Origin of the sequence: Paraburkholderia saeva, from assembly GCF_907164555.1 — a bacterium.
Lineage (GTDB): Bacteria > Pseudomonadota > Gammaproteobacteria > Burkholderiales > Burkholderiaceae > Paraburkholderia > Paraburkholderia saeva.
Window position 1 is genome coordinate 33,656 of record NZ_CAJQZC010000016.1, and the last position, 21,255, is coordinate 54,910.

General features: G+C 60.5%; 26 protein-coding genes. 8 read left to right on the top strand and 18 right to left on the bottom strand.

The window, feature by feature from the left end; genetic code table 11:
• Positions 1 to 107: 107 nt before the first annotated feature.
• A complete protein-coding gene (locus LPA36_RS27645) occupies positions 108 to 1,553 on the bottom strand; it encodes a DEAD/DEAH box helicase (protein ID WP_228883674.1) in 1,446 nt (481 codons plus the stop codon).
• A 199-nt stretch (positions 1,554 to 1,752) separates the two neighbouring features.
• Between LPA36_RS27645 and LPA36_RS27650 the strand changes: the two genes are divergently transcribed.
• Positions 1,753 to 2,097 carry a hypothetical protein gene (locus LPA36_RS27650; protein WP_228883676.1) on the top strand — a complete coding sequence of 115 codons (345 nt, stop codon included), beginning with the start codon at positions 1,753 to 1,755 and terminating at the stop codon, positions 2,095 to 2,097.
• A gap of 1,199 nt (positions 2,098 to 3,296) precedes the next feature.
• Here the strand turns inward: LPA36_RS27650 and LPA36_RS27655 are convergent.
• The 7 genes from LPA36_RS27655 to LPA36_RS27685 form a co-directional block, all read right to left on the bottom strand.
• The gene (locus LPA36_RS27655) at positions 3,297 to 3,482 is read right to left on the bottom strand and encodes a hypothetical protein (protein WP_228883678.1); all 186 of its coding nucleotides are present in this window, start codon (positions 3,480 to 3,482) and stop codon (positions 3,297 to 3,299) included.
• Positions 3,483 to 4,013: 531 nt separating this feature from the next.
• Positions 4,014 to 4,319, bottom strand: coding sequence for a VIT1/CCC1 transporter family protein (locus tag LPA36_RS27660; protein WP_407674347.1), 306 nt, complete (start codon positions 4,317 to 4,319; stop codon positions 4,014 to 4,016).
• Positions 4,320 to 4,337: 18 nt separating this feature from the next.
• Positions 4,338 to 4,904: a cytochrome b gene (locus tag LPA36_RS27665; RefSeq protein ID WP_228883679.1), complete on the bottom strand. Its 567-nt coding sequence runs from the start codon at positions 4,902 to 4,904 to the stop codon at positions 4,338 to 4,340.
• Between the two features lie 611 nt (positions 4,905 to 5,515).
• Positions 5,516 to 6,400 carry an NmrA family NAD(P)-binding protein gene (locus LPA36_RS27670; RefSeq protein WP_228883681.1) on the bottom strand — a complete coding sequence of 295 codons (885 nt, stop codon included), beginning with the start codon at positions 6,398 to 6,400 and terminating at the stop codon, positions 5,516 to 5,518.
• 147 nt (positions 6,401 to 6,547) lie between these two features.
• On the bottom strand, positions 6,548 to 7,723 hold the full coding sequence (locus LPA36_RS27675) for an alpha/beta hydrolase (RefSeq protein ID WP_228883683.1): 1,176 nt from the start codon (positions 7,721 to 7,723) through the stop codon (positions 6,548 to 6,550).
• Positions 7,720 to 8,259, bottom strand: a complete 540-nt coding sequence (locus LPA36_RS27680) for an aldo/keto reductase (protein ID WP_324250990.1) — start codon at positions 8,257 to 8,259, stop codon at positions 7,720 to 7,722. Before LPA36_RS27680 ends, LPA36_RS27675 begins: the two co-directional genes overlap by 4 nt.
• 113 nt (positions 8,260 to 8,372) lie before the next feature.
• Positions 8,373 to 9,467 carry an alpha/beta fold hydrolase gene (locus LPA36_RS27685; protein WP_228883685.1) on the bottom strand — a complete coding sequence of 365 codons (1,095 nt, stop codon included), beginning with the start codon at positions 9,465 to 9,467 and terminating at the stop codon, positions 8,373 to 8,375.
• Positions 9,468 to 9,692: 225 nt separating this feature from the next.
• On the opposite strand from LPA36_RS27685, the gene LPA36_RS27690 reads away from it, so the two are divergent.
• Complete coding sequence (locus LPA36_RS27690) at positions 9,693 to 10,640, top strand: GlxA family transcriptional regulator (RefSeq protein WP_228883687.1); 948 nt, start codon at positions 9,693 to 9,695, stop codon at positions 10,638 to 10,640.
• A 203-nt stretch (positions 10,641 to 10,843) separates the two neighbouring features.
• Here the strand turns inward: LPA36_RS27690 and LPA36_RS27695 are convergent, their stop codons facing one another.
• Entirely contained in the window at positions 10,844 to 11,158 is a 315-nt protein-coding gene (locus LPA36_RS27695; protein ID WP_228883689.1) for a hypothetical protein, read from the bottom strand.
• 62 nt (positions 11,159 to 11,220) lie between these two features.
• On the opposite strand from LPA36_RS27695, the gene dapA reads away from it, so the two are divergent.
• Positions 11,221 to 12,078, top strand: coding sequence for a 4-hydroxy-tetrahydrodipicolinate synthase (gene dapA / locus LPA36_RS27700; RefSeq protein WP_228883691.1), 858 nt, complete (start codon positions 11,221 to 11,223; stop codon positions 12,076 to 12,078).
• Positions 12,079 to 12,086: 8 nt separating this feature from the next.
• On the opposite strand, the gene LPA36_RS27705 is transcribed toward dapA, so the two are convergent.
• The 3 genes from LPA36_RS27705 to LPA36_RS27715 form a co-directional block, all read right to left on the bottom strand.
• The gene (locus LPA36_RS27705) at positions 12,087 to 12,860 is read right to left on the bottom strand and encodes a hypothetical protein (RefSeq protein ID WP_228883693.1); all 774 of its coding nucleotides are present in this window, start codon (positions 12,858 to 12,860) and stop codon (positions 12,087 to 12,089) included.
• Positions 12,861 to 12,984: 124 nt separating this feature from the next.
• Positions 12,985 to 13,416, bottom strand: coding sequence for a rhodanese-like domain-containing protein (locus tag LPA36_RS27710; protein ID WP_228883695.1), 432 nt, complete (start codon positions 13,414 to 13,416; stop codon positions 12,985 to 12,987).
• Between the two features lie 41 nt (positions 13,417 to 13,457).
• Entirely contained in the window at positions 13,458 to 13,607 is a 150-nt protein-coding gene (locus LPA36_RS27715) for a hypothetical protein (RefSeq protein WP_228883697.1), read from the bottom strand.
• Between the two features lie 24 nt (positions 13,608 to 13,631).
• Here LPA36_RS27715 and LPA36_RS27720 point away from each other — a divergent pair, with 24 nt between their 5' ends.
• Positions 13,632 to 14,093 (top strand): MarR family winged helix-turn-helix transcriptional regulator, encoded by a 462-nt coding sequence (locus LPA36_RS27720; protein WP_228883700.1) that lies wholly within the window; start codon positions 13,632 to 13,634, stop codon positions 14,091 to 14,093.
• A gap of 507 nt (positions 14,094 to 14,600) precedes the next feature.
• Here the strand turns inward: LPA36_RS27720 and LPA36_RS27725 are convergent.
• The 4 genes from LPA36_RS27725 to LPA36_RS27740 all read right to left on the bottom strand — a co-directional run bounded on the left by LPA36_RS27725 (position 14,601) and on the right by LPA36_RS27740 (position 16,591).
• Positions 14,601 to 14,930, bottom strand: coding sequence for a DUF4148 domain-containing protein (locus LPA36_RS27725; RefSeq protein ID WP_228883702.1), 330 nt, complete (start codon positions 14,928 to 14,930; stop codon positions 14,601 to 14,603).
• A gap of 104 nt (positions 14,931 to 15,034) precedes the next feature.
• The gene (locus tag LPA36_RS27730) at positions 15,035 to 15,304 is read right to left on the bottom strand and encodes a hypothetical protein (RefSeq protein ID WP_228883704.1); all 270 of its coding nucleotides are present in this window, start codon (positions 15,302 to 15,304) and stop codon (positions 15,035 to 15,037) included.
• An 89-nt stretch (positions 15,305 to 15,393) separates the two neighbouring features.
• Positions 15,394 to 15,813, bottom strand: coding sequence for an organic hydroperoxide resistance protein (locus tag LPA36_RS27735; RefSeq protein WP_228883706.1), 420 nt, complete (start codon positions 15,811 to 15,813; stop codon positions 15,394 to 15,396).
• 223 nt (positions 15,814 to 16,036) lie between these two features.
• Positions 16,037 to 16,591 carry a thioredoxin family protein gene (locus LPA36_RS27740; protein ID WP_228883707.1) on the bottom strand — a complete coding sequence of 185 codons (555 nt, stop codon included), beginning with the start codon at positions 16,589 to 16,591 and terminating at the stop codon, positions 16,037 to 16,039.
• Positions 16,592 to 16,927: 336 nt separating this feature from the next.
• Here LPA36_RS27740 and LPA36_RS27745 point away from each other — a divergent pair, with 336 nt between their 5' ends.
• Positions 16,928 to 17,464, top strand: a complete 537-nt coding sequence (locus tag LPA36_RS27745; RefSeq protein WP_228883709.1) for a DsbA family protein — start codon at positions 16,928 to 16,930, stop codon at positions 17,462 to 17,464.
• A gap of 110 nt (positions 17,465 to 17,574) precedes the next feature.
• Here LPA36_RS27745 and LPA36_RS27750 read toward each other — a convergent pair whose 3' ends face one another.
• Complete coding sequence (locus LPA36_RS27750) at positions 17,575 to 18,258, bottom strand: enolase C-terminal domain-like protein (RefSeq protein ID WP_228883710.1); 684 nt, start codon at positions 18,256 to 18,258, stop codon at positions 17,575 to 17,577.
• 272 nt (positions 18,259 to 18,530) lie between these two features.
• Here LPA36_RS27750 and ftrA point away from each other — a divergent pair, with 272 nt between their 5' ends.
• Positions 18,531 to 19,499, top strand: coding sequence for a transcriptional regulator FtrA (gene ftrA / locus LPA36_RS27755; protein ID WP_228883711.1), 969 nt, complete (start codon positions 18,531 to 18,533; stop codon positions 19,497 to 19,499).
• A gap of 96 nt (positions 19,500 to 19,595) precedes the next feature.
• Positions 19,596 to 20,090 carry an MgtC/SapB family protein gene (locus LPA36_RS27760; RefSeq protein ID WP_228883712.1) on the top strand — a complete coding sequence of 165 codons (495 nt, stop codon included), beginning with the start codon at positions 19,596 to 19,598 and terminating at the stop codon, positions 20,088 to 20,090.
• An 80-nt stretch (positions 20,091 to 20,170) separates the two neighbouring features.
• Here the strand turns inward: LPA36_RS27760 and LPA36_RS27765 are convergent, their stop codons facing one another.
• On the bottom strand, positions 20,171 to 20,554 hold the full coding sequence (locus tag LPA36_RS27765) for a hypothetical protein (protein ID WP_228883713.1): 384 nt from the start codon (positions 20,552 to 20,554) through the stop codon (positions 20,171 to 20,173).
• Positions 20,555 to 20,796: 242 nt separating this feature from the next.
• Here LPA36_RS27765 and LPA36_RS27770 point away from each other — a divergent pair, with 242 nt between their 5' ends.
• Positions 20,797 to 21,249, top strand: coding sequence for an Hsp20/alpha crystallin family protein (locus LPA36_RS27770; protein ID WP_228883714.1), 453 nt, complete (start codon positions 20,797 to 20,799; stop codon positions 21,247 to 21,249).
• Positions 21,250 to 21,255: the final 6 nt, after the last annotated feature.

Genomic DNA, 21,255 nt, shown 5'->3' on the forward strand with positions numbered 1-21,255 from the left:
ACGGCATGCAAAGAAGTAAGTCGATCGGGAGCCGGACTTTCACGCTGCCTGCCAGTTGGCCGCAAACCGTCATCCCGTCCCAGGGCGGCGTTACTCATCCCAGCGGATCAGGGTTGGCGTTTGCCGCGGCCACCAGCGAGTTTGCCAGCCGGCTTACGTGAACCCGCAGCTGGCTTGCTGGCGGGTTTGCTGCGTGGCTTTTGCACGCTGAATGGGTTACCGCTGGACAAGCTTGTGCCTTTACCCGCGGCCACAGCGCGTTGCGCCGCAGGCTTGCGTTTGTTTTCGCCACTTTGCGGGCGCGGTTTTTTGCTGAGCACCTGCATGGCGCCCGGCGCAGCTTGCGGCACTTTGGGCTTCTTGGGCTTTTTGGGTTTCTTGATGATCTGGCCCGTCGCGCTGGTTTGCGGCACGCGGTGTTCGGCCTCAAAACCCGGCTCTTCTTCACGGCGCAGCGTTTGCCGGATCAGCGCTTCAATCGCGGCCAGTTGCGGCGCTTCATCGGCACACACAAGGGACACCGCCACGCCGCTGGCGCCCGCTCGGCCGGTACGGCCAATACGGTGCACATAGTCTTGCGCCACGATCGGCAGATCAACGTTGATCACCAGCGGCAGGTCGTCGATATCCAGCCCGCGCGCAGCCACATCGGTGGCTACCAGCATATGTACTTCGCCCGTCTTGAAGCGCTCCAGCGCACGCAGGCGCGCGGGTTGCGGTTTATCGCCGTGGATGGTGTCGACCGCGTAGCCCGCTTCGTCCAGCATGGCCGCCAGGTACTCCACGCCATTGCGGGTTTTGACGAACACCAGCGCGTGCTCCCAGTTGTTCCCGGCCACAAGGTGCATGAAGAGGTCAGGTTTGTTCTTTTTATCCACCGTCACCACCCACTGCCTGATCTTGCTGGCCGCGGCATTGGGCGGGCTGACGCTGATATTGACCGGGCCGCGCAGAATGCCCGCCGCCATCGCGCGGATATCATCGGTAAACGTGGCAGAGAACAGCAGAGTCTGGCGTTGAGCGGGCAAAGCAGCAAAGACGGCGTTGAGTTCGCGTGCAAAGCCCAGATCCAGCATGCGGTCGGCTTCATCCAGCACCAGCGCTTCTACTTGATCGAACTGCACTGCGTTCTGGCGATTGAGATCTAGCAAACGGCCCGGCGTGGCAACGAGCACATCCACGCCTTTGCGCAACTTCATCATCTGCGGGTTGATACTCACACCGCCGTAGGCGGCCAGAAATCGTAAATCGAGGCCTTTACCGTAATCGATAAAGCTTTGCAGCACTTGTTCAGCCAGTTCGCGCGTGGGCACCAGCACCAGAACACGCGTGCGGTTGCTGGACACCGCCGGGCCGTGTTGCACCAGCCGTTGCAACAGCGGCAGCGCAAAACCCGCCGTTTTGCCAGTGCCGGTTTGTGCCGCAGCCATGACGTCCTTGCCACTGAGCACAGCAGGAATCGCCTTTGCCTGCACCGGCGTAGGTGTCTGGTAATTGAGGTCCCGCACATTACGCAGCAAGGGATCGATCAGGCCAAGCGAGGCAAAAGACATTGGCGTATTCCGGGCTAAAACCGCAGATTCTAGCGGTTACCGCCTGATTGTGCCGCGCCGGCAAGCTGTACTACGAGACACCGATGAGCAGCACAACGCCAGCGCCAGCCCAAGTTGCATCGACAGCAAACGCGCCACTGGCCGCACAACCAGCCACGTATCGTCGAGATGAAAGAAGGGCGGCTCCGTGGGAAAGTGAATGGGTCATATCGACCCGAAGCGGGCCTTCAGATTTCCCGAAAGCGGCCGTTCAACAGTCTGGGATGTCTCGGATCAAAATATCATGTTTACGCCAGAGTTTTCTGCAACCGACGCCACAGAACACACGCTGATCGCCAATCACTATGTCGAGACGGAAGATGCACTGAACCTAAGCGTTGCGTTCGTACGGGCGCGGATACTTTTTGGCCGACAACACGTGCCTCTGCCGACAAGGTTTGTGGCGCACTATGACGTGCGTGGACAAAGGATTGTGGACGATCTGGAGGGTCGGCTGGAAAAAGCGCTCGGAGACGTCGCCGAGGTTCGGGTGAAGCGGTCATGAGCCTTCAACTTATAGCTAGTGGGGCATCCCTGAGCGATGTTGAGCGCAGCCTTGACCTGCTCGACGGTAAAGCCGAAGTATTTTCGATTGACCGAGAGCATGTCGGGATTTCTATCCCGACCCGATTGCTTGACACTGTCGGGGAGGCAAAGGTTAGAGAGGCGCTACGACACTTGACCGTCTATGACCTTTACTCGGGCGTTTGGAACGGACAGTAATGCGTAGTCGAGCAAATTGGAACATCGACGGAAAATTGTCGACGATTCGAAGAGGGATATCGACCGTCGCTTCATGGCCGACGCCGGTCCGAACCGTCTGTCGTCATTTATGTCGAGAGATTTAGTTGCGCTCGTGCGGATTCAGTTCCAGCAGTTGGCGTGCTAGCCGACTGGTGATCACCGGGCCGCATTTGGCGCAAACTCCGTTGTTGGTTGCCATGCCGCAGCAAGGACAAAACCACCTACCCAGATTGAACCGTGTCAACTTGTAGGATAAAGGGGGGGCCTTCAACGTGAGCGTCTCGAATTGCTCTCGAACGGAGATGCTAAATAATGAGCCCGACAATGAGCATCGGAGCTCTCCCGGGGTGGCTTCAACGAGCTGTGCGGAACAGTAGGGACAGTGCATAGGCTGGAGTGTGTCGGTCGGATTGATTGTTGACGATCTTGGGGGAGATGTCGAGCGTCTGAAATTGGCCGATTCTTGCCGCTAGACGTGCGATCGACGCGAACTCGACACCCACCTCGACACGTGTGGCAGCACGTGACCCGGAGCGGCCAGTCACGCTGCGCGCTCACTGGCAGAAACTGACCGGTCCGTACGTTCAGGGGGCATTTTCCGGAACGACTATTCGACCTGGCCGCCGCTAGCCGGTCGCCACACCGACGGCGGCTTAAGCCAGCAAGGTGCTGGCACCTCCGTCGTCATGGTGTTTCTCGTCCGCGGTCCACGTGGGAGTCCGTTGTTTTGCAAGGAGAAAAGTCGAGCACGCCTGGCGAGGAACCGGAAGCCTGGTACCTCATCGATCGTGAACAGGAAAACGGTCGTCATGCCCTCAGAAAGAATGCTCACGATTACAACCGCCGTCGAGTTGAGGCGGAACGGTCGGTATCGGGGCAGCGCAGATAAAGTCACCGGAAGCGAATTCAAAGAGGCCCCTCGTTGGCGGGGCCTTGAGCTGCGAAATCGCCGTGTTTCTGTTAGTACGTCACCGAGGTCCCACTGCCAGTAAAACTGTGCTGGGTGGGAGCGTCATTTGCATAGTCGGAAACGGCCTGGATGATGTTCACGATCTGTTGCGGCAACCTGCCGCCGCTGACGGCGGTCATCGCAGTACGATCCATCTCAACGGCTACGGGGAGGTCTTTGATTACTAGCGTGTTCATTTGGATTCTCCAAAATTAAATGAGTCAGTCAGGAATGTCAGAGCTTCTTTTGAGGGTGTCCCCACTCCTCGATGAGGATCAAGGCAAAGTGCGTGCCAAACGGGGGCGCCGCGGTAAGTAATCCCGCAACTGGTTGAAAATATTGGATTTTTAATGGCGGTCAGGGCGAATTGGCAGGCAGACGTGCGCGCTGCGGCTGGTGGCTGGGACCCAACTCTCCGTCTGGCGCTGTCGGTTAGATCGCGACATATGCGGTCCGCCTGCGTATCCCGTGTTTGTACGATGTCCTCGAGGCCTGGAATCCGGTCGAAGCCTGAGGACAATGAGTCTGTCGCGGACAGTCCCGCTTTCCTGCCGGGCTGCTATGGCCACCATGCTGCTTTGGCCTGCGATGGCGAAACTGCGCGCAGGCTCCTTCGTGCCGGCGTTTTTGAAATCACTTTCCTTGACGAGTACCTCCCCGACATGAAAGGCAGTGCTGTCGCAGGGTCGCTGAGGGAAACGCCGGTTCGCTCAGCGGCTTTCCTCGTTTCAATGACGGGAGACGCTCACAGTCAGGGAGACATTGCCCGGCGCTTCGATGTCTGTTTGCAAAAGCCGTTCTCCTGCGAGGCACTCATGCGAAACCGATACGTACTCGCCTGTCGCCATCGACATCGCGCCGGCTACCCATCCAGCCAGGCCGGTCAGCACCAGACGGCCATGTTCGGCGTGCGTGGACGCGACGCCGATTATCAGACTTGCCGTCGAAATGATGCCGTCGTTTGCGCCAGGCACCGCAGCGCGTAGCCGGCCAATTGCCTTGATTCGACGCGGTTCCTTGTGAGCCTTGGGCATTCGCAGACCCTGGCGGTCTCAACCCTGATCACGCGACGGCCCTGCGTGGGGCAGCATCCGTTGCAGCACATGGTCTTTCAGAACAAAGCGATGGAACAGCGCTGCGACGACATGCAGACCAATCAATGCGAAGAGCACCCATGCGAGGATGCCGTGCACATCCCCCATCTCGTGGCCGAAGGCCGAGCCCGGCTTGCTCAGCGCAGGATAGGGCACCAAGCCCAGCAAGCGGACCGTCCAGCCGCGTGAGGACGCGTTGATCCAGCCGAGCAGCGGCACCAGCACCAGGGTGGCGTAGAGGAGAACATGCGTTATGCGCGAGACGGCGCTGAGTAGCGGCGGCAGCTCATCCGGCGTGGGCCAATGCGTCAATCGCCAGATCACCCGGATTGCCATCACGGCGACGAGCGTCGCACCCACGCCAAGATGCCAGGCGATCAGATTAACCGGCTGCGTGTCTTTGTGGACATCCGGCATCGTCCAGCCGATCACAAATTGCATTGCGACCAACAGGACGGTTAGCCAGTGCAGCGTGCGCGCGACTGCATCATATGCCGGACGCTGCATGTCGTAGACCTTAGCCATTCGTGCTCCTCAGGTTGTCACGATTTGATGAACTGATGGGGCGCGCAGCCTGCGAATTTTGAACTGATAGCCCGAAAAAAACGCTGCACAAATCCGGTTAATGCTAGCGACCTTACCTTAAGGAAACCTGACGGAGGGCAGGGGCGATCCGGATCCTCGACTCCGCTGCTGTTTCCGCACAACCGCCAACGTAGCGTCGGCAAGACCGGGAGGCCGAGGTTTTCCGCTTGAATCACGGGAACAGTTTGCGCCTGGCAGGCAACGTCACGGGCCGGCTTTTTGCTATTCCTCCATGCATCATCAATCAACGGTCTTCGCTGGGAACCCACATGCACGCGACTCGCTACCGCCAGTCGGCACCGCCACAGGAACGGCTCCCTTGCATTCGTTAGCAGCCGTATGTACCACCCGCTCTCTCGGGTCAAAGTTTGAATCCGATTCAAAATCCACGACGTCATATATCGCGGGTATTGGCGCCGGAAGGGTTCGCACTTCGCGGTCAGTGCCAACCACTTCGCACGTTCCCTGGTGAGCGGAATACCTGCTCACGAAGCGTCCTGCGCAGGTCCAGACAATCGTGAGCAGCTTCTTTCGAGGGCAGGACCAGACCGTCAGTCTGCGAAGACCGCCACGTGCTTCCGGATGAACGCCTCGACAGTCATGGGCGGGGTTCCCGTCAGTTCTTCGACCAGTGTATTGGTACCAGCGAAAATGCCATTTTGGTAGTCGACCGCGACAGACAGAAGATGCTGTGAAAACGCATCGCTAAATTTCGAGTCGGTATTCAAACGCTTTTCGAACATATCGAGGTCGATCGGCTCGTACTTCACTTCCCGGCCCAGAACCTTGCTCATTTCATCAGCAATTTGATGATGGTTCATCTCGACGGGGCCGTATAGCGGGTAGACCTTGCCAGCGTGCGGAACTGGATCACGAAGAATCGCAGCGATGACGCGCCCCTGGTCTTCTGCTGCAATCGGTGCGTGACGCCCGTTACCAAAGGGCAGCCTCAATGTTCCGTCCTTTTTGACGTTTGCAACCTGGCCGGGATAGGTTAACCATTGTGCGAAGAACGTCGGGCGAATGTGGGTGACCGGGGTTCCCGACCAGTCAAATACCCTCTCCGAGATCCAGTGATCACGTGCCGCGTGACTTGTTGCATTCCTGCGAGCGGAAATTTGCGACATGTTCACGATCCCGCTGATTCCAGCCTCCCGGGCCGCCTGAGCAAAATAGACGCTCGCCTGTATTCCCCCTGCTTCGATTGGGTAGACAAAGTACGCCGAAAAAATGCCCTCGAGAGCCCGTGCCACGTCGTCCAGACTGGAAAGGTTGCCGACCAAAACCTCGACTCCACGCGACTTCAGTCGTTCCGAACGTTGGTCCTCGTTCCGCACCAGTGTGCGTACCTTTTCACCAGCCGCTAAAAGCGCTTCCGTCGCTGCTCCGCCGGTATCGCCTGTCCCTCCGGCAACAAAAATTTTCTGATCAGACATTTCGTACGCTCCACGCTGAAGGGAAAGGGGGACTGGGTCTGTGGCATGTCGTAGTGCTTGATCAAACTCGCGCGAGGTAGCTTGCCTGAGTCAATCGACGAACGGGTTCGCCTGGACCGGGAATCGTTCACCCGGCTGGCTCACCTGCTACAACCCGCTCGTCTTGAGCCACGAACGAATGGCTTGAACAAGCTCAATCTTGCACTCAAGCGGAAGCCAGTGGCCAGCGGGCAGGTTCGTTATGGAAAGGTCGGCGCAGGCGCCGCGCATCGGTTCTCCGAGGCGACTGCGGTTGATGTCGCAAATCGCGTCCCAATCACCGTTGACGAACAAAACGGGCTGGCGTAGCTGGCCGCCGTCCGGCGCCGTGTGCGCGTAGGCAATGTTGGCGGCGTCGTTCAGGTACCAGGCATTGACCGAACGGAAACCACTGACATCGAATGCATCGGCCAGCGCCTTAAAGTCGGTGGGCGTCCAGAGCGCTGGATCAGGCGGCGTCGCCGGGGCGCGATACGCCGAGCCATAACGCCCACCGTTTTTTGTGATCAAGGCGGACGGAGAGACCTGGCCGATCGCTGCAGGATTGCCGCGCCGATAGAGCGACGCGAGCGTTGCCGGGATGTCCGCCTCGAAATCGCTAACCGTCTGGCTGAAGTGCGTCAGGTAAAAGCGGAAGTAATCCCACTGCCCGTCCGGGTATTGATCGGCCGGGTACAACTGACGGTCAATCAGCTGCACGAGATTCGGCAGCGCGAAACCCTCGGGAAAGTAAGGGACTGAGATCAGCACCACGCCGCGACTGCGCGCCCCGTGGTGCGCAGCCAGCGCTCCGGCCACCGGGCTTCCCCAGTCGTGGCCAACCCAGATTGCCGGGCGCGCTCCCAAATGGTCGTGTAGTTCGACCATGTCGTCGACGATCGCGCTCAAGGCGTAGGCCCCGGAGGCGGCCGGCGCCGCTGAGCCACCGTAACCCCGCATGTCCGGTGCAACGCAGTGCCAACCTTCGGACGCGAACGCCTCGATCTGCGCGCGCCACATCAGGCCGATCTCGGGCCAGCCGTGGAGAAAGATCATCAGCGGCCCATCGGCCGGCCCGGCCGCCAGGTAGCACGTTGTGTGGCGCGGCGAACTGAAGGTATGCGCGGTCAGATTCGGGACGCTATCTGAACTGGCGCTCGCGACTACCGTGCCGCCGGCAGCGCCAGACCCAGCCCCAGCCCCCAAAGCTGCCTTACTCATCAACAGGCTTGCACCAAAGGCGGTTCCATCGGCGAGCAGGGTGCGACGCGACATAGCTGACATAAAGAGGTCTGATTTAGTCACGATTGATTACAGGAAAGGTTTGCGGACTCACCTGCTCCGGGTCTGGTCCGCCACGTTCGCCGGTGTCGAGTTCGCTGATTGCCTGAACTTCCCCCGACGCAAGTGCGAAGTCGAAGAATCGCCCGAACGCGTCCCTCCTCGAGAAGCTTAAGCGAGGCTTTGTAAGCATCGATAGTTGCTTCGAAAGCAGAAGGAACCGGCCAATGGATCAGATACAGGTCCAGGACATCGAATCCCAGCCTCAGAAGACTTCGGTCAAAAGCCCGAAGGGTCCGATCGTAGCCATAGTCGGTGATCCACACCTTGGTCGTCACGAAGACGTCCTCCCGACGGACGCCGGACAAGCGGATACCTTCCCCAACCTGCTGCTCGTTCATATAGGCCGCGGCGGTATCGATCAGCCTGTATCCATTTGCGACTGCCGATCTGACCGCAGCTACGGTTTTCTCAGGCTCGCTACGAAACACCCCAAGTCCGAATGCGGCCATCTCAATTCCATTGTTCAACCTGTACACGGGACTTTTGCCTGTCACCATCGTTAAATCCGTTTCAGCTGGATGTCTTTCGCCGGCACGCTGCTGCAAAGTGTGTGGGATCGGGTGCCGTCACGCAGGATAGAGTCCCTTCCTCGTATCAATCCCATTGCAAGTCAGGTGGGCGTTACGGTTTGCAGAAACTTCACGAGTTGCTCATTGACCACGTCAGGGGCTTCGTGTTGTACCCAGTGGCCCACATTGTCGAGTTCGAGACCGCCAATGAGACTGGGAACGCCGGAGCGCATCTGGTCCACGGTCAGCGGATAGAGCGCTTTCAAGCCATCCGCCTTCCCCCAGATGAAAAATGAAGGCTGGGTAATCCTGGCGCCCTTCCAGGGAGCGGAGAGGTAAAAGTACGGTTCAGCGGCCCGATAGTAGTTCAGGGCACCGTGAAAGCCGGCGCGCTGAAATTCCCCCACGTTATGAGCAACGTAATCAGGCTCCGCCCATGACGGTAACGGTCCGGGGGCCGCACGGTGAAGGCTGCGTGCCGGATCCATCGGATTCCACCGCTTGTCTGCGGGAGCGGAGCCCGATGCCCAGTACAGGATTCCTGGAATGGTCACCGTGGCGTCGGCCCAGATCTGATCGGCGTCCGGCCGGATCTGTTCGAACATGTAGAAATCATCCTGGTGGCCGGACTTGCGCATCTTCTCGAAGACGCTGACATCCCCACGAGGAACGAATGGCACGCTCAGACAGAACACGGCCTTGAATCGATCGGGACGCATCAGCGCCGCTTGCCACACATGCGTTGCACCCCAGTCGTGACCCACGAGGACAGCGCCCTGAATCTTCAACGCATCGAGCAGGCCCACCAGATCACCGACTGTTTGCAGTGGCGTGTACAAGGTTGGGTCTGTCGGCGCCGAACTGCGTCCGTAGCCGCGCATATCAGGAGCAATTGCCCGATATCCGGCAGACGCCACGGCTTTCATCTGCCGGCGCCACGTGTAGGAAGTGTCTGGAAACCCGTGGCAGAAGAGTACGGCTGGCCCCTCTCCCTGTTCGGTTACGTGCAGGGTGATGCCATTGGTATTGACGTCGTACTCCTTGATACCGGGTACGCCGCCGGTCCCAGGGCTTTGCGCCTGCGCCCCGCGGTCCAGGAGCAGGCTTGCACCAATGGCCGTCCCGCTCGCGAGGAACGCGCGGCGCGAGATAGAGGGTGCAGGAATAGACGCTGTTCCAAAGAGGTTGCTTTCCATTGAGGTTCTCGATTGGTCCGATGTGAGACTCGGGAATCCGCTAATGGTAGAAGCCCTCAAAAAGGCGGGAAGGACGTATTTCCGACAATTCTGGCCATGCTGGCGCGGCCACTCTTATCGGCATCAGGATCGCTGGTTAGAATTACCGTACAGCAGGCGACGGCTCGCGCCGGGCGCCGGCGTGCGGGACGTAACGTTATGTCCTGCTATTTTCCGGGACCTACCATGCTGCGCATTGGCTACATCGTCGTTCCAGGCTTCCAGGTCATGGTTTTCGGCGGACTAACCGTGTTTGAGCTCGCAAACCGACTGACCAGTGAGCCGTACTACGAGATCCGTCTGATATCTGAAAGCGGTGGGCCGGTTCAAAGTTCTCTCGGATATTCCGTCATGACGGATAGTTTCGCTGAAGGTGGGTTCGATACGGTGATCATCGGCGGCGTCATCACTGGCGCGCACCTGGCGAGCGCCGCACTGATTGAATATTTGAAAAGCGCGGTGAAAAACACCCGGCGCGTTGCCTCAATGTGCACGGGCGCGTTCTTTTTGGCTCAGGCCGGCGTTCTGGACAATCGGCGTGCCACGACTCACTGGGCGCACGCGCGCGAATTGCAAACGACGTATCCGAAAGTCATGGTCGAAGAAGATCGGATATTTATCGTGGACGGTCCGGTATGGACATCTGCGGGCATGACTGCGGGGACCGATCTCGCGGTTTCGATGGTGGAACGAGACCTCGGTGCGAAGGTAGCGCGAATTGTCGCCAAGCGAATGGTCATGTTCCATCGACGTGCCGGCGGACAATTACAGCACTCCACACTGCTGGACCTCGATGCTAAAACTGACAGGATACAAACCGCACTGGTTTACGCGAAAAGCAATTTGCACACCCCGCTGACGGTCGACAGACTGGCTGAAGCTGCCAATCTGAGTGTGCGGCAATTCACCCGGGCGTTCCGTGAGGAGACCGGGCAATCACCTGCGAAAGCTGTCGAGAACTTGCGGTTGGAAACAGCGCGTCTCATGGTCGAGCAGGGCAGGCTGCCGATTGACGTCGTTGCGCGAGAAACGGGTTTTGCTGATCCAGACAGAATGCGCCGTGCGTTTCTGCGAGCTTTCGGTGAACCACCCCAGGCTATTCGCCGCAACGCGCGTGAGCACGCCGACAATTGAGGTATCAACTACCTGTCATGAGCACGGCGCACGGTCCAGAATTTCGCATCAATCGAATGACCGATAACGTCGAAGTTGCGGTCGTCGCTCGCACATTCGCGACGGGTTCTTAGTGGCCGGTTCTTGCCGGTCGCCGACCGTCGACAACTCAAAGCTGCACCTTATTTCGGGTGCGATGCGGAGGCATCGCTTGACGGAAGTCGTTAGCAAGTTGCTGATTTTTCCGGGTTGCCGGTCCACGGAATTCCATCTTCCTTCAGCGATGAGGGAGCACGAAAGCGGGCGCCTTTTTGCGCGATAACGCATTTGCCGGTTACACTGGCGCTCATGCAAACCCGCCCAATCCTTCGTCTGCGTCCGGCCGCCCTCGCTTCGGCGAGCGTCGTTGCGTGCGTTTGCGCGATGGCTTCGGCAATGGCTTGCGCAGCAACGCAAGCCAAAGCAAAAAAACAGCTGCTCATCTGACCGGAGCCTGCTGTTCCGTCAGATGTGTGACGGAGCAGCGAGTTCAGGTCCATCCTCGATGTCCCTTCCCGCACTGCCTGACGGAATCGATACGGTCACGTTTCGAGGATTAGTCATGTCGATTTTTTCGGGTATCTGGATTCCGCTCATCACGCCGTTCGCCGATGGCGCGGTCGATCATGCCGCGTTGCGCGCACTGGTGGGCGGTTACGTGACGGCGGATGTCGCGGGTTTTGTCGCGCTGGGCACGACGGGCGAGCCCGCCGCGCTCGACGAAACCGAGCAGGCCGCGGTGCTCGCGACCATTCTGGCGGCGGCGGGCGACGTGCCGGTGATAGCGGGCGTCTCCGGCAACCACGCGGCCACGTTGCGCGAGCGCGTCGTGCAACTCAACGACGCGCCGGTCGCCGGCATGCTGATCAGCGCGCCGTACTACATCCGGCCTTCGCAGGCGGGCCTCATCGATCACTTCGCGTCGCTGGCGGACATCAGCAGGAAGCCTGTCGTGATCTACGACATTCCGGCCCGTACCGGCGTACAGATCGAGCTGGAGACGCTCCTGACGCTGGCTGCGCATCCGCGCATCGAAGCCGTGAAGGATTGCGCGGGTTCACTGGACACCACGCTCGCACTGATTCTCGACGGCCGCCTGCGGGTGCTGGCCGGCGACGACGCCAACCTGTTCGCGACGCTTTGCATGGGCGGCGCGGGTGCGATTGCCGCTTCGGCGCATGTGCGCACAGCGCGTTTTGTCGCGCTGTATCGCGCGCTGGCGGCGGGGCGGCTCGACGAAGGGCGTGCGATCTGGCATTCGCTGGTGCCGCTCGTGCGCGCGATGTTCGACGAGCCGAACCCGGGGCCGGTGAAGTCGGCACTGGCGGCGCAGGGCGTGATCAGAGACGGACTGCGCGCGCCGATGACGCGCGCATCCGACGCGCTGCAGCAGCGCCTGCGGGAACTGGTTGCCGCATAAGCGGGCAGCTACATCATGCCGCCGGCGTTCGAACTGCCGGTATTGCCCGTTCCGCCACCCATCGCCGATGGCGGCGTCGCGGGCAGCGGCTGCGTGGCGCCCGCCGCCGTGACGAACGACAGTGTGCCGCTCAGGGGCCCGTTGTCATCGATCGCGCCAGCCGCCTGCAGCGCGTCGAGATCGTGGTCGAGGCCCTCGTTATCTGGCACAAAAGGCGTGGTCAGAAAGTTCGGCACGGACAGCGTCAGCGCAAAGCGCTGCTGAAGACTGCTGACGACGGCCGTCTGCGCATTCAGGACGTCGGTCGGGTTGCCGAGCACCTGCTGGAAGCGCGCATTAAGCGCGAATCCGGCGAGGAGCCCCGTCTCGTTCGTGCCGAGCTGCCCGCTGAGGTAGCCAAGCAGGAGGTCGGTCTCGGGCGTGACGTTGAACGTGCCGCCCGCGAACGCGACGGAATGGAACGTGTGGTTGCTGGCCGTCGCGGTGATGAGGCAGGGCGGTACCGCGTTCAGTGTGACGCTGAACTGGCCGTTGGCGTCAGCGTTCGCGCTCGCCGCGCCCTGCACGCACGCGAGGCTCACCATGGCGGTCGCCAGCGGCTTGCCACTCGCGGCTGTGCCTGACACCGTCATGCTCGTGGGCGTCGCCGCGGACCCGGCGGACGAGCCGACGCCGATGCTGGCGTTGCTGCCGCCGCCACCGCAGGCGGCGAGTGTCGCGAGCAGGGCCGCGCACGATGAGGCCAGCGCGGGGCGGGAAAAATGCGCAACGGAAATGTTCATGTGAGCCTGCCACCGGTCGGAAAGACGAACGCATCCGCGCGAAGGCAGCGTTGCTGCCCGCGCGTGATGGGCTATCCGGTGTAAACGACGGGCGCGGCGGCCGTATTCCGCATGCGCGCGATTTCTATGCTTCGCGTGCGAGCGCCGGACCCGACGATTCGTGCGCGGGTTTCGCGAGCGCGAAACCTTCGTCGATCCATCCGGTGAGACCGCCGATCATCACTTTCACCGGCCGTCCGAGTTGCGCGAGGCGGATCGCGCCGCGCGTCGCACCATTGCAATGCGGCCCCGCGCAATACGTGACGAAGAGCGTTTCGGGTGGCCACGCAGCGAGCTTCGAAGCGATGAGCTTGCCGTGCGGCAGGTTGATTGCGCCAGGTACGTGGCCGGCGGCGTAAAGCGCCGGGCTTCGCACGTCGAGCAGCACGAAGTCGGCGGTTTGCGTCGACAGTGCATCGTGGACGTCCCAGCAATCGGTTTCGAACTGCAGGCTCGATTCGAAGTGTGAGAGCGCTTCGGGGCTTCTGGCGGCGGGAACGGCGGTGACGTGGGACATGACTGGCTTCCGGTAAAAGTGTTGTGGCGCGGGTGAATGCATTATCGGCGCAGGACGTGCGTCGTATAAGTGGCGTAATCGACAATCTTCGGTAACATCACGCCACGCAGGATCGCCGCAGGCCGTTGCTGGATATCCAGCACTTCCGAGAAGATCGCATCCGATATATAATTGACTTCAAGTTGACCCATCCGGGTCTTGCCATCGAGGTGCACATGAAATCCACCGAAAAGACAGCTGCTGCGGAGGTCAAGCTTTCCGACTTCCTGTGCTTCGCGGTCTATTCCGCGAATCTCGCGTTCGGCAAGGCGTACAAGCCGATTCTCGAGGAGCTTGGGCTCACGTACACGCAATACATCACGATCATTGCGCTGTGGGAGGAAGACAATCAGACCGTCGGCAGTCTCGGCGAGAAGCTGTTTCTCGAATCCAACACGCTCACGCCGATTCTGAAGAAACTCGAAGTGATGGGTTATCTGAAGCGGCAGCGCGATCCCGAAGACGAACGCCAGGTGCGCGTGAGCCTGACGAAAAATGGCCGGCGGCTGCGCGAAAGAGGACTGAACATGGACCTCGTCGAGGCCACTGGCCTGGCACCTGGCGAGTTTGCGAAAGTGCAGAAGGCGATCGTCACGCTGCGCAACAATCTTGTCGAGTCCGTGCAAAACGAAGAGTGAGCGCTGGCCGCTCAGGTTGACGCAATTTCCTCCGCTCGTCTTTGCATTGTCACGCGCCGCGCTTCGAATACGCGGCGCGTTTTTATTTGTGCGCGCAGTGTTGGGAGGCATTTTTGTGGGTGCGAGTCCCGCTGCCAGTCGATCACAACGAGCGAAGCGCAACTGCGTGAGGGGGACCGATCGTGGGGAAGAAGCGTGGAGCGGAACTGCGAGCCGATGAACAAAAACCGGATAGAAGGCATTGTCGACCAGGGCGGGCGTCACGCGCGGTGAAGCTGCGCATGCAGCCGTAAGCGACGAAGGCAGCGGTTCGCGACGTAAATCCGGGGAGACAGGGTCAGCGCTGCCGGAGGCGGCGCTGACGAGAGAGAACCTGGAACAGGCGTTCATTGCGTGGCAGGCGTTCTGATCGCGATCGATGGGCCGGGCGCCTGTCTTCAACGTAAATCGATAGCGATAAAATCGCATGCGATATACATGGGGCGGCAGAACCGGCTAATCGCGCTTTTAGTGGCCGAAGTAGATCGAGGCCTGGGCGGTGCGTACTGCGGTTCGGCTGGCCGTTTCTGATGTGCCGTTTTCGATGCCGCCATAACCTGACGTTGCGGCATTATTCGCCGCCGGATTGACGGCCTGGATCCTGGCGAGGGCGGTCTGGATGTCGTCCGGATAGTACGGATCGCGGCCGTGCGACGGGCTGTATCCGGCCTTTTCGAGTGGCACCAGTTCCGCGCGAACCTGTGCGCGCGTGAGGCCCGTATCCGGTTGCTGCGCGTAACCGACGACAGGCGCTGAAAGAATGAATGTAGCAGCAAGGGCGCCTGGTTTGATCTTCATAAAAATGAACTCCGAAATTAATAAATTCATCGATCAGGTCAGTGAGTTCGGCCTGCTATATCGCGTCAACGGCTGAACGGCTCGATAAACGAGCGCGTACTGGCTCAGTGGCGTTCGTAGAGGCCGTTCTGCTGCGTGGCGACGCCATGGCGCGCCGATTCCGACTGCCCCGCGATGGCGCCGCCGTACGAATCCGCAGTGGTGGCGTCGTTGCGGTCGGCGGCAACGGTTTGCGCGCGCTGACCGCGTTGTGACGCGGGCGCGCCGATCGACGGCTTGTAGAAGGGAGCGGGACCGTAGCCGCTGGCAAACGCAGGCGCTGCGATGGATGCGGAAAGTGCGGCGAATACAGCAACGATGAGTCGGGTTTTCATGATGGATTTCTTCGTTAAAGGTGGGTGAATAGCATGAGGCGCGAGCGTTGCCCGAGCGCCTCCGTATGTTGTTTTAGTTACTGACCGGATTAAACCAGGGTAATGACGACGTCGATATTGCCGTGCGTGGCTTTGGAATACGGGCACGTCTGATGCGCTGCGTCCACGATCGCCTGGGCGAGCTCACGCGGCACACCTGGCACGCTGACGTTCAGTCGCGCCTGGAGAAAGTAGCCGTCGCCTTCCGTGCCCAGATCCACTTCCGCGTCGACAGCGAGATCTTCCGGAAGCTTGACGCCCAGTCTGGGCGCCGCGAGCCCCATTGCGCCGATGAAACATGCCGACCAGCCTGCCGCGAACAGCTGCTCCGGATTCGTGCCGTCGCCGGCAGTGCCGGGCGACGACAGCTTGATGTCCAGACGGCCGTCCGAACTGCGGGACGTGCCGTTGCGGCCCCCCGAAGAAGTGTGAGTCTTGCCGGTGTACAGAACTTTTTCAATCGTGGTCATGATGGGATCCTTGACGGATAAACGACTATCCGATGTAAATCGCATGCGATGTAATCGCGTGGTGTGAATATTCGATGACTCACTCCGTGTTATAAATCGTAGGCGATCAAATCGTGTACGATATAAAAACGGAAAATTGATTGCCTGATTTTCAATGCTTCATACCTGCGAAGGAGACCGGGTTCATCGTTCACGTCTTCAGGCTTCGCAGGTGCACGCGTAGTTACTGTTCAGAACGCGCCAGTTGCTCGCGAATGGCTGCTTCGGTCTTCGCGTAATCGCCTTCGCCGAAGTGGCTGTAGACGATTCGCCCCTGCTTGTCGATCAGGTAGGCCGCGGGCCAGTATTGATTGCCATACGCGTTCCATGTCGCATAGCTGTTGTCCTGCGCGACCGGATAGTGCAACCCGTACTTCTGGATTGCCGCGCTGACCTTTTCCGTCTTGCGTTCGTATGGGTACTCTGGCGTGTGCACGCCCACCACCACGAGGCCCTGATCCTTGTACTTCGTGTACCAGTCCTCGACATGCGGCAATGTATTGATGCAGTTGATGCACGAGTAGGTCCAGAAATCAACGAGGACCACTTTTCCCCGCAACTGCTGCATGGTCAGCGGCTTGCTGTTGAGCCAGTTTTCGATGCCGGCAAACTCCGGCGCTGCGCTGCTCGTGCTGACCGGAAGTGCGCTGGCGGCGCCGCTTTGGGCACTCATCACACCGGCTGCCACAATCGCGGCGACGGCGGCTGCGGCCGCCACGGTCTTGAGTCGGTTAAGCATGGCTATGTCCTTCGATCTGGTGAGATACATCCGGATGGGATGGTGCAATGAGAACGCGCCCACGTATCTGCTCTGTGTCGGTTGCGGGGGATATGTGCGGCCTTTTGTGTCGGAGCGCGGACCAGATACATTGCGATACAAAAGCGTCGTGCAGCCTGCGCTTCGAGGTCATGCGGATATTCGCCTGCTTACACCGCGTTAAAAGTGAATTGCGGCGCACACTACGCAAGGTCGGATAGTTCGCACATATAGTCAGCCCAGAGGCGCGTTTTGGAACGGCGGCACAAGCCGCCAGTCGCTGCAGCGCGCAACCGGTACATGAAAAGGGAAGAAGATATGAAGCTGATTTTTGTGGGTGATCCGATGTGCTCGTGGTGCTACGGCTTTGGCAAGGAAATGGCCGCAGTCGTGGAGAGCATGCCAGGGCTCGAAGTGCAGATCGTGGTGGGCGGTATGGGAGCAGGATCGACGCAGGTGCTGGACGACGCGGGCAAGCGGTTCCGGCTCAAGCACAGGGCTCGCGTCGAGGAGGTGAGCGGGGCGGAATTCAACCGCGATGCGCTGATAGCGCGCGAGAACTTCGTCTACGACACCGAACCTGTGTGTCGCGCCGTGGTGGCCGCGCGGATCGTTGCTCCCGCCTGCGACCCGCTGAAAGTGTTTCGCGCGATGCAGCGTGTGTTCTATGTCGATGGGCTCGACACGATCGATGGCAAGGTGCTCTCGCGGGGGAAGATCCAGTTCAGAACGAGCCGGCTGATCAGGATGCTGTCCGGGTGGTTGAGTTTGCCGCGCTTCCCTGCCAGAAATCCGGGAATGATGACAAAGGCGACGGGCACGATAGGCGCTGCGATACGTTCGAGCATGATGTGATGTTTCCTGGAATTATCGTGTGTGCCCGATCACTGTTGCGTCCGGCACCTTGTCCGTGATTGCCATGCAGCGCTTCGCAGCTGCCCGGGACTTTCAAGTATGCATCACACTCATGCGACCCGGTATTCGCGGACGACTTCGTGGTTCGGTTCAAGGCCGAGCCCCACGCCTTGAGGAACGGCAATGGCGCCGTCGTGCAGAACGATGGCGTCGCCATACGGTTGCGCTTCGAGATCGAAATAACGCCATTCGACGAGTGCACCAGGCCCGCCCAGTGCCGCGCTTGCGTGCACGCTGGCAAGGTGACCCGGACCGTCGTAGAAGGTGTGGACCATCACCGTGACGTTGTTGGTATTCGCCATCGCGAACACTTTCTTCGGTTCGGTCAGGCCGCCCATTTTTGCGGGGCTTGGCTGGATAAAGTCGACGGCGTCTGCTTCAGGCAGATGTTGAAAGTCCATGAATGTCGACGCGTTTTCGCCGGCGGCGACCGGAATGCCGCCGTCGCGACGGACCTGCGCGAGGCCCGAATAGCTTTCGGGCGGCCAGACCGGTTCCCCGATCCATCGCAGATTGAAAGGGCGCAGCCTTTCTGTCATGCCGAGCGCTTCGCACACGGACCAGGGGCAATTGACGTCCAGTGTTATTTCGACGTCGTCACCTGCGGCTTCGCGGGCAGCGCGCACGCAGTCAAGCTCGATCTCGTGCAGCTTGAGATGACGATAGCCATCGGCCACGGCACGCTTGACGTTTTCAGTGACAGGTTCGACAACGACCTTTTGTGACGTGCTCATAGTCAATCTCCAGATAAGGTAATTCGGTGATTCGGCTGGCTTGCCGGTTTCGCCGGCGGTGCCGATGAAGAGCAATCTAGGCGCATTCACCCGAAGTTCGAACACCTGCGGCGAACAAACAGTTATGCGTGGCAGGAACAAATCGGTCGCCCCGAGCGTTTTCACACGTCTTTTCGCACGGGCGCCGGAAGGTCCATGCGCGTTGCGGCCGGGGCGACGCGGTGCGGCGCCAGACAGGTGGCGCAACTACAGATCTCCGGTAACATTGCGCCATGGAAGATCATCTTGTCGTCGCGCTCGTTTACGACCGCCTCTGCACCTTCGAATTCGGCTGTGTGACCGAGCTGTTCGCGCTGGACCGTCCGGAGCTCGACGTCGCCTGGTATCGCTTTGCGGTGTGCGCGGGCGAGTCCGGGCCAATCCGTGCGGCGGGCGGCATCACCGTGGCGGCGCCATACTCGCTGCGCATGCTGGAGCGTGCCGACACGATCGTGATACCAGGCTGGCGCGATGCCGACGAAATTCCGCCCGAGCCGCTGCTGAAGAAAATCCGCGCGGCTTACCGGCGCGGCGCGCGGCTGTGCTCCATCTGCTCAGGCGTATTCGTGCTCGCCGCCGCGGGCGTGCTCGACGGCAAGACAGTCACGACCCACTGGCGCTACGCGGAGCGTCTGCAGCGCCGCTATCCGCAACTGAGAGTCAAGCCTGATGCGCTCTATGTCGACGAAGGGCAGATCGTGACGTCGGCGGGTTCGGCGGCGGGTCTCGACATGCTGCTGCATCTCGTGCGCCAGGATCACGGTGGCGCGATCGCGAACCGCGTGGCGCAGCGGCTTGTTGTGCCGCCGCATCGCGAGGGCGGGCAGGCGCAGTTCGTACCGCGCCCGATGCCGCAGGATGACGGTGGGCGTCTAGCGAAACTGATGGACTGGGTGCGCGCAAATCCCGCGCAGCCTCACACGCTGGCGTCGCTGGCCGGGCACGCGGCGATGAGCACGCGCACGCTGCAGCGCCAGTTTCGCGACGCGACAGGAATGGCGCCCTGGGCGTGGCTTGTGCGCGAGCGCGTCGCGATTGCCCGGGATCTGCTGGAGCAGCAGGCGCACCTGCCGGTTGCGCGCGTCGCGGAACTGGCGGGCTTCGGCTCCGAGGAATCGATGCGACGGCATTTTCGCCGGATCGCACTGACGAGCCCGGTGGCGTACCGCCGGAAATTTTCGGGCGAACCGGCTTCGCCGTGAGCTGCGGCTTCGACCTGCGTGTCGCGCCGATGCAGGACGGCGCACAGTGCAGGGCATGCCATCCAGAACAACAGTTGCACGACCTGAGAACCTTATATGCTGCCTGCTTCCAGTCTCATAGAAGTGATCCTGCGCATGACGCTGGCGGTGGTGGTCGGCGGCATCATCGGCATCGACCGTAATCTGCGCGGCAAGCCGACCGGTATCAAGACGCTCGGCCTCGTCGCACTCGGCTCGTGTCTCGTGACGATGGCGAGCATGGGCTTCGTCGTGAACGGCATTGCCGCCGACGTGAACGCGGCACGCGTGATCCAGGGCATCGTTACCGGTATCGGTTTCCTGGGCGCGGGCGTGATCGTGCAAAACCCGGCCCGCGAGAAGATACGCGGGCTGACCACCGCAGCGTCGATCTGGGTGACGGCGGCGCTTGGCATCGTCTGCGGCACGGGCGCGTGGTCGGTCGCGCTGGCTGCGCTCGTGCTGCTGTTTGCGTTGCTGTTCATCGGTCGCATTGTCGAGAAGCCCCTGCATCGCTTCTGGATGCAAAAGCCTGAACACGAGCGCGACGAAATCGCCGCAAGCGACGACTGACCGATACGTAGCCTCTGGCGCCGCGTAGCAGTCAGGATCGTGCAATTTCAAAGGTTACCCGAACGCCTTGCGCCCGAAGATCACTGGATCGGCGGCACAACGCCCAGTTTCTCGGCCAGCATGCGCTCGTACACGCCGAAGTGCAGGTCGACTTCCTCCTGACTGACTGTCGTTACGATGACGTTCACCTGATCCGGCAGCAGGCCGAGCACCACCGCAATCGCCGCTTCCAGTTGCGGCGCGCAAACGCGGTCTTCGGCAAGTGTCGTGCCGACAGCGATATCGTAGGTTTGTTCGTGCTGGAAGACGATCTCGACCAGCCGCGCGCGGGCGCTCATGTTGTTGTCGATCGCGAGTTGCACGACCTTCGCCACGCTACGCATCGATTCCGTCGGAAAGCCTCTGGTCGAGCGCAGCCGGACGCGGTGTCTGCCAAGCGTGAGCCAGTCCGAATCGAATTCCATGGTGTCCTCCGGTTCCGTTGCAATGCACCGCGATAATAGGATTTGGCAGGCGATTTTCAAGACCGGAATTTCACCACCGCCCCTTGAAATTTTCACCGTAGGTTCTATCTTTGATTTCGCTCAGGCAGATGCGCCGGTCACATCCGGTGCGCTGCGTGTTTCGATTTGTTTGCCAGCGGCCTGGCAGGCGAACTGGAGCGCGTAGGCCCGTTCGCCTCCTCGCTGCATCGAAGGAGGATACGATGAGTGATCTCTTTTCCGGAACCGACCTGTTCAGTGAGTTCGACCGTCTGCAGCGGCAGATGGACAGCCTGTTCGGCGGTTTTCCGTCCAGCATCCGTTCGGGCCGCTTCGGGGCCTTTCCGCAGCTGAACATCGGTTCGACCGACGACTCAATCGAAATCGTCGCGTTCGCGCCCGGTCTCAAGCTGGCCGAACTCGACGTGTCGATCGACAAGGGCCTGCTGACAATCAGCGGTGAGCGCAAGGCCGCCCAGACCGGCAGCGATGACAAAACCCGGGACGACACCCGCACCTATGCACAGGAACGGTTCAGCGGCAGTTTCCGGCGCGTGATCGAGCTGCCGCAGAATGCGGACCCCGACAAGGTGCAGGCGCGCTACACCAACGGTTGCCTGTCGATCAGCGTGGGCAAGCGTGAAGCGTCGAAGCCGCGAGCCATTACCGTCCAGTAATGCCAG

Excerpts from the sequence above, each read along its gene's own strand:
- LPA36_RS27645 (WP_228883674.1), bottom strand. The coding sequence starts at position 1,553 with ATGTCTTTTGCCTCGCTTGGCCTGATCGATCCCTTGCTGCGTAATGTG.
- LPA36_RS27650 (WP_228883676.1), top strand. The coding sequence starts at position 1,753 with ATGGGTCATATCGACCCGAAGCGGGCCTTCAGATTTCCCGAAAGCGGC.
- LPA36_RS27655 (WP_228883678.1), bottom strand. The coding sequence starts at position 3,482 with ATGAACACGCTAGTAATCAAAGACCTCCCCGTAGCCGTTGAGATGGAT.
- LPA36_RS27660 (WP_407674347.1), bottom strand. The coding sequence starts at position 4,319 with ATGCCCAAGGCTCACAAGGAACCGCGTCGAATCAAGGCAATTGGCCGG.
- LPA36_RS27665 (WP_228883679.1), bottom strand. The coding sequence starts at position 4,904 with ATGGCTAAGGTCTACGACATGCAGCGTCCGGCATATGATGCAGTCGCG.
- LPA36_RS27670 (WP_228883681.1), bottom strand. The coding sequence starts at position 6,400 with ATGTCTGATCAGAAAATTTTTGTTGCCGGAGGGACAGGCGATACCGGC.
- LPA36_RS27680 (WP_324250990.1), bottom strand. The coding sequence starts at position 8,259 with ATGGTGACAGGCAAAAGTCCCGTGTACAGGTTGAACAATGGAATTGAG.
- LPA36_RS27685 (WP_228883685.1), bottom strand. The coding sequence starts at position 9,467 with ATGGAAAGCAACCTCTTTGGAACAGCGTCTATTCCTGCACCCTCTATC.
- LPA36_RS27690 (WP_228883687.1), top strand. The coding sequence starts at position 9,693 with ATGCTGCGCATTGGCTACATCGTCGTTCCAGGCTTCCAGGTCATGGTT.
- LPA36_RS27695 (WP_228883689.1), bottom strand. The coding sequence starts at position 11,158 with ATGGACCTGAACTCGCTGCTCCGTCACACATCTGACGGAACAGCAGGC.
- dapA (WP_228883691.1), top strand. The coding sequence starts at position 11,221 with ATGTCGATTTTTTCGGGTATCTGGATTCCGCTCATCACGCCGTTCGCC.
- LPA36_RS27705 (WP_228883693.1), bottom strand. The coding sequence starts at position 12,860 with ATGAACATTTCCGTTGCGCATTTTTCCCGCCCCGCGCTGGCCTCATCG.
- LPA36_RS27710 (WP_228883695.1), bottom strand. The coding sequence starts at position 13,416 with ATGTCCCACGTCACCGCCGTTCCCGCCGCCAGAAGCCCCGAAGCGCTC.
- LPA36_RS27715 (WP_228883697.1), bottom strand. The coding sequence starts at position 13,607 with ATGGGTCAACTTGAAGTCAATTATATATCGGATGCGATCTTCTCGGAA.
- LPA36_RS27720 (WP_228883700.1), top strand. The coding sequence starts at position 13,632 with ATGAAATCCACCGAAAAGACAGCTGCTGCGGAGGTCAAGCTTTCCGAC.
- LPA36_RS27725 (WP_228883702.1), bottom strand. The coding sequence starts at position 14,930 with ATGAAGATCAAACCAGGCGCCCTTGCTGCTACATTCATTCTTTCAGCG.
- LPA36_RS27730 (WP_228883704.1), bottom strand. The coding sequence starts at position 15,304 with ATGAAAACCCGACTCATCGTTGCTGTATTCGCCGCACTTTCCGCATCC.
- LPA36_RS27735 (WP_228883706.1), bottom strand. The coding sequence starts at position 15,813 with ATGACCACGATTGAAAAAGTTCTGTACACCGGCAAGACTCACACTTCT.
- LPA36_RS27740 (WP_228883707.1), bottom strand. The coding sequence starts at position 16,591 with ATGCTTAACCGACTCAAGACCGTGGCGGCCGCAGCCGCCGTCGCCGCG.
- LPA36_RS27745 (WP_228883709.1), top strand. The coding sequence starts at position 16,928 with ATGAAGCTGATTTTTGTGGGTGATCCGATGTGCTCGTGGTGCTACGGC.
- LPA36_RS27750 (WP_228883710.1), bottom strand. The coding sequence starts at position 18,258 with ATGAGCACGTCACAAAAGGTCGTTGTCGAACCTGTCACTGAAAACGTC.
- ftrA (WP_228883711.1), top strand. The coding sequence starts at position 18,531 with ATGGAAGATCATCTTGTCGTCGCGCTCGTTTACGACCGCCTCTGCACC.
- LPA36_RS27760 (WP_228883712.1), top strand. The coding sequence starts at position 19,596 with ATGCTGCCTGCTTCCAGTCTCATAGAAGTGATCCTGCGCATGACGCTG.
- LPA36_RS27765 (WP_228883713.1), bottom strand. The coding sequence starts at position 20,554 with ATGGAATTCGATTCGGACTGGCTCACGCTTGGCAGACACCGCGTCCGG.
- LPA36_RS27770 (WP_228883714.1), top strand. The coding sequence starts at position 20,797 with ATGAGTGATCTCTTTTCCGGAACCGACCTGTTCAGTGAGTTCGACCGT.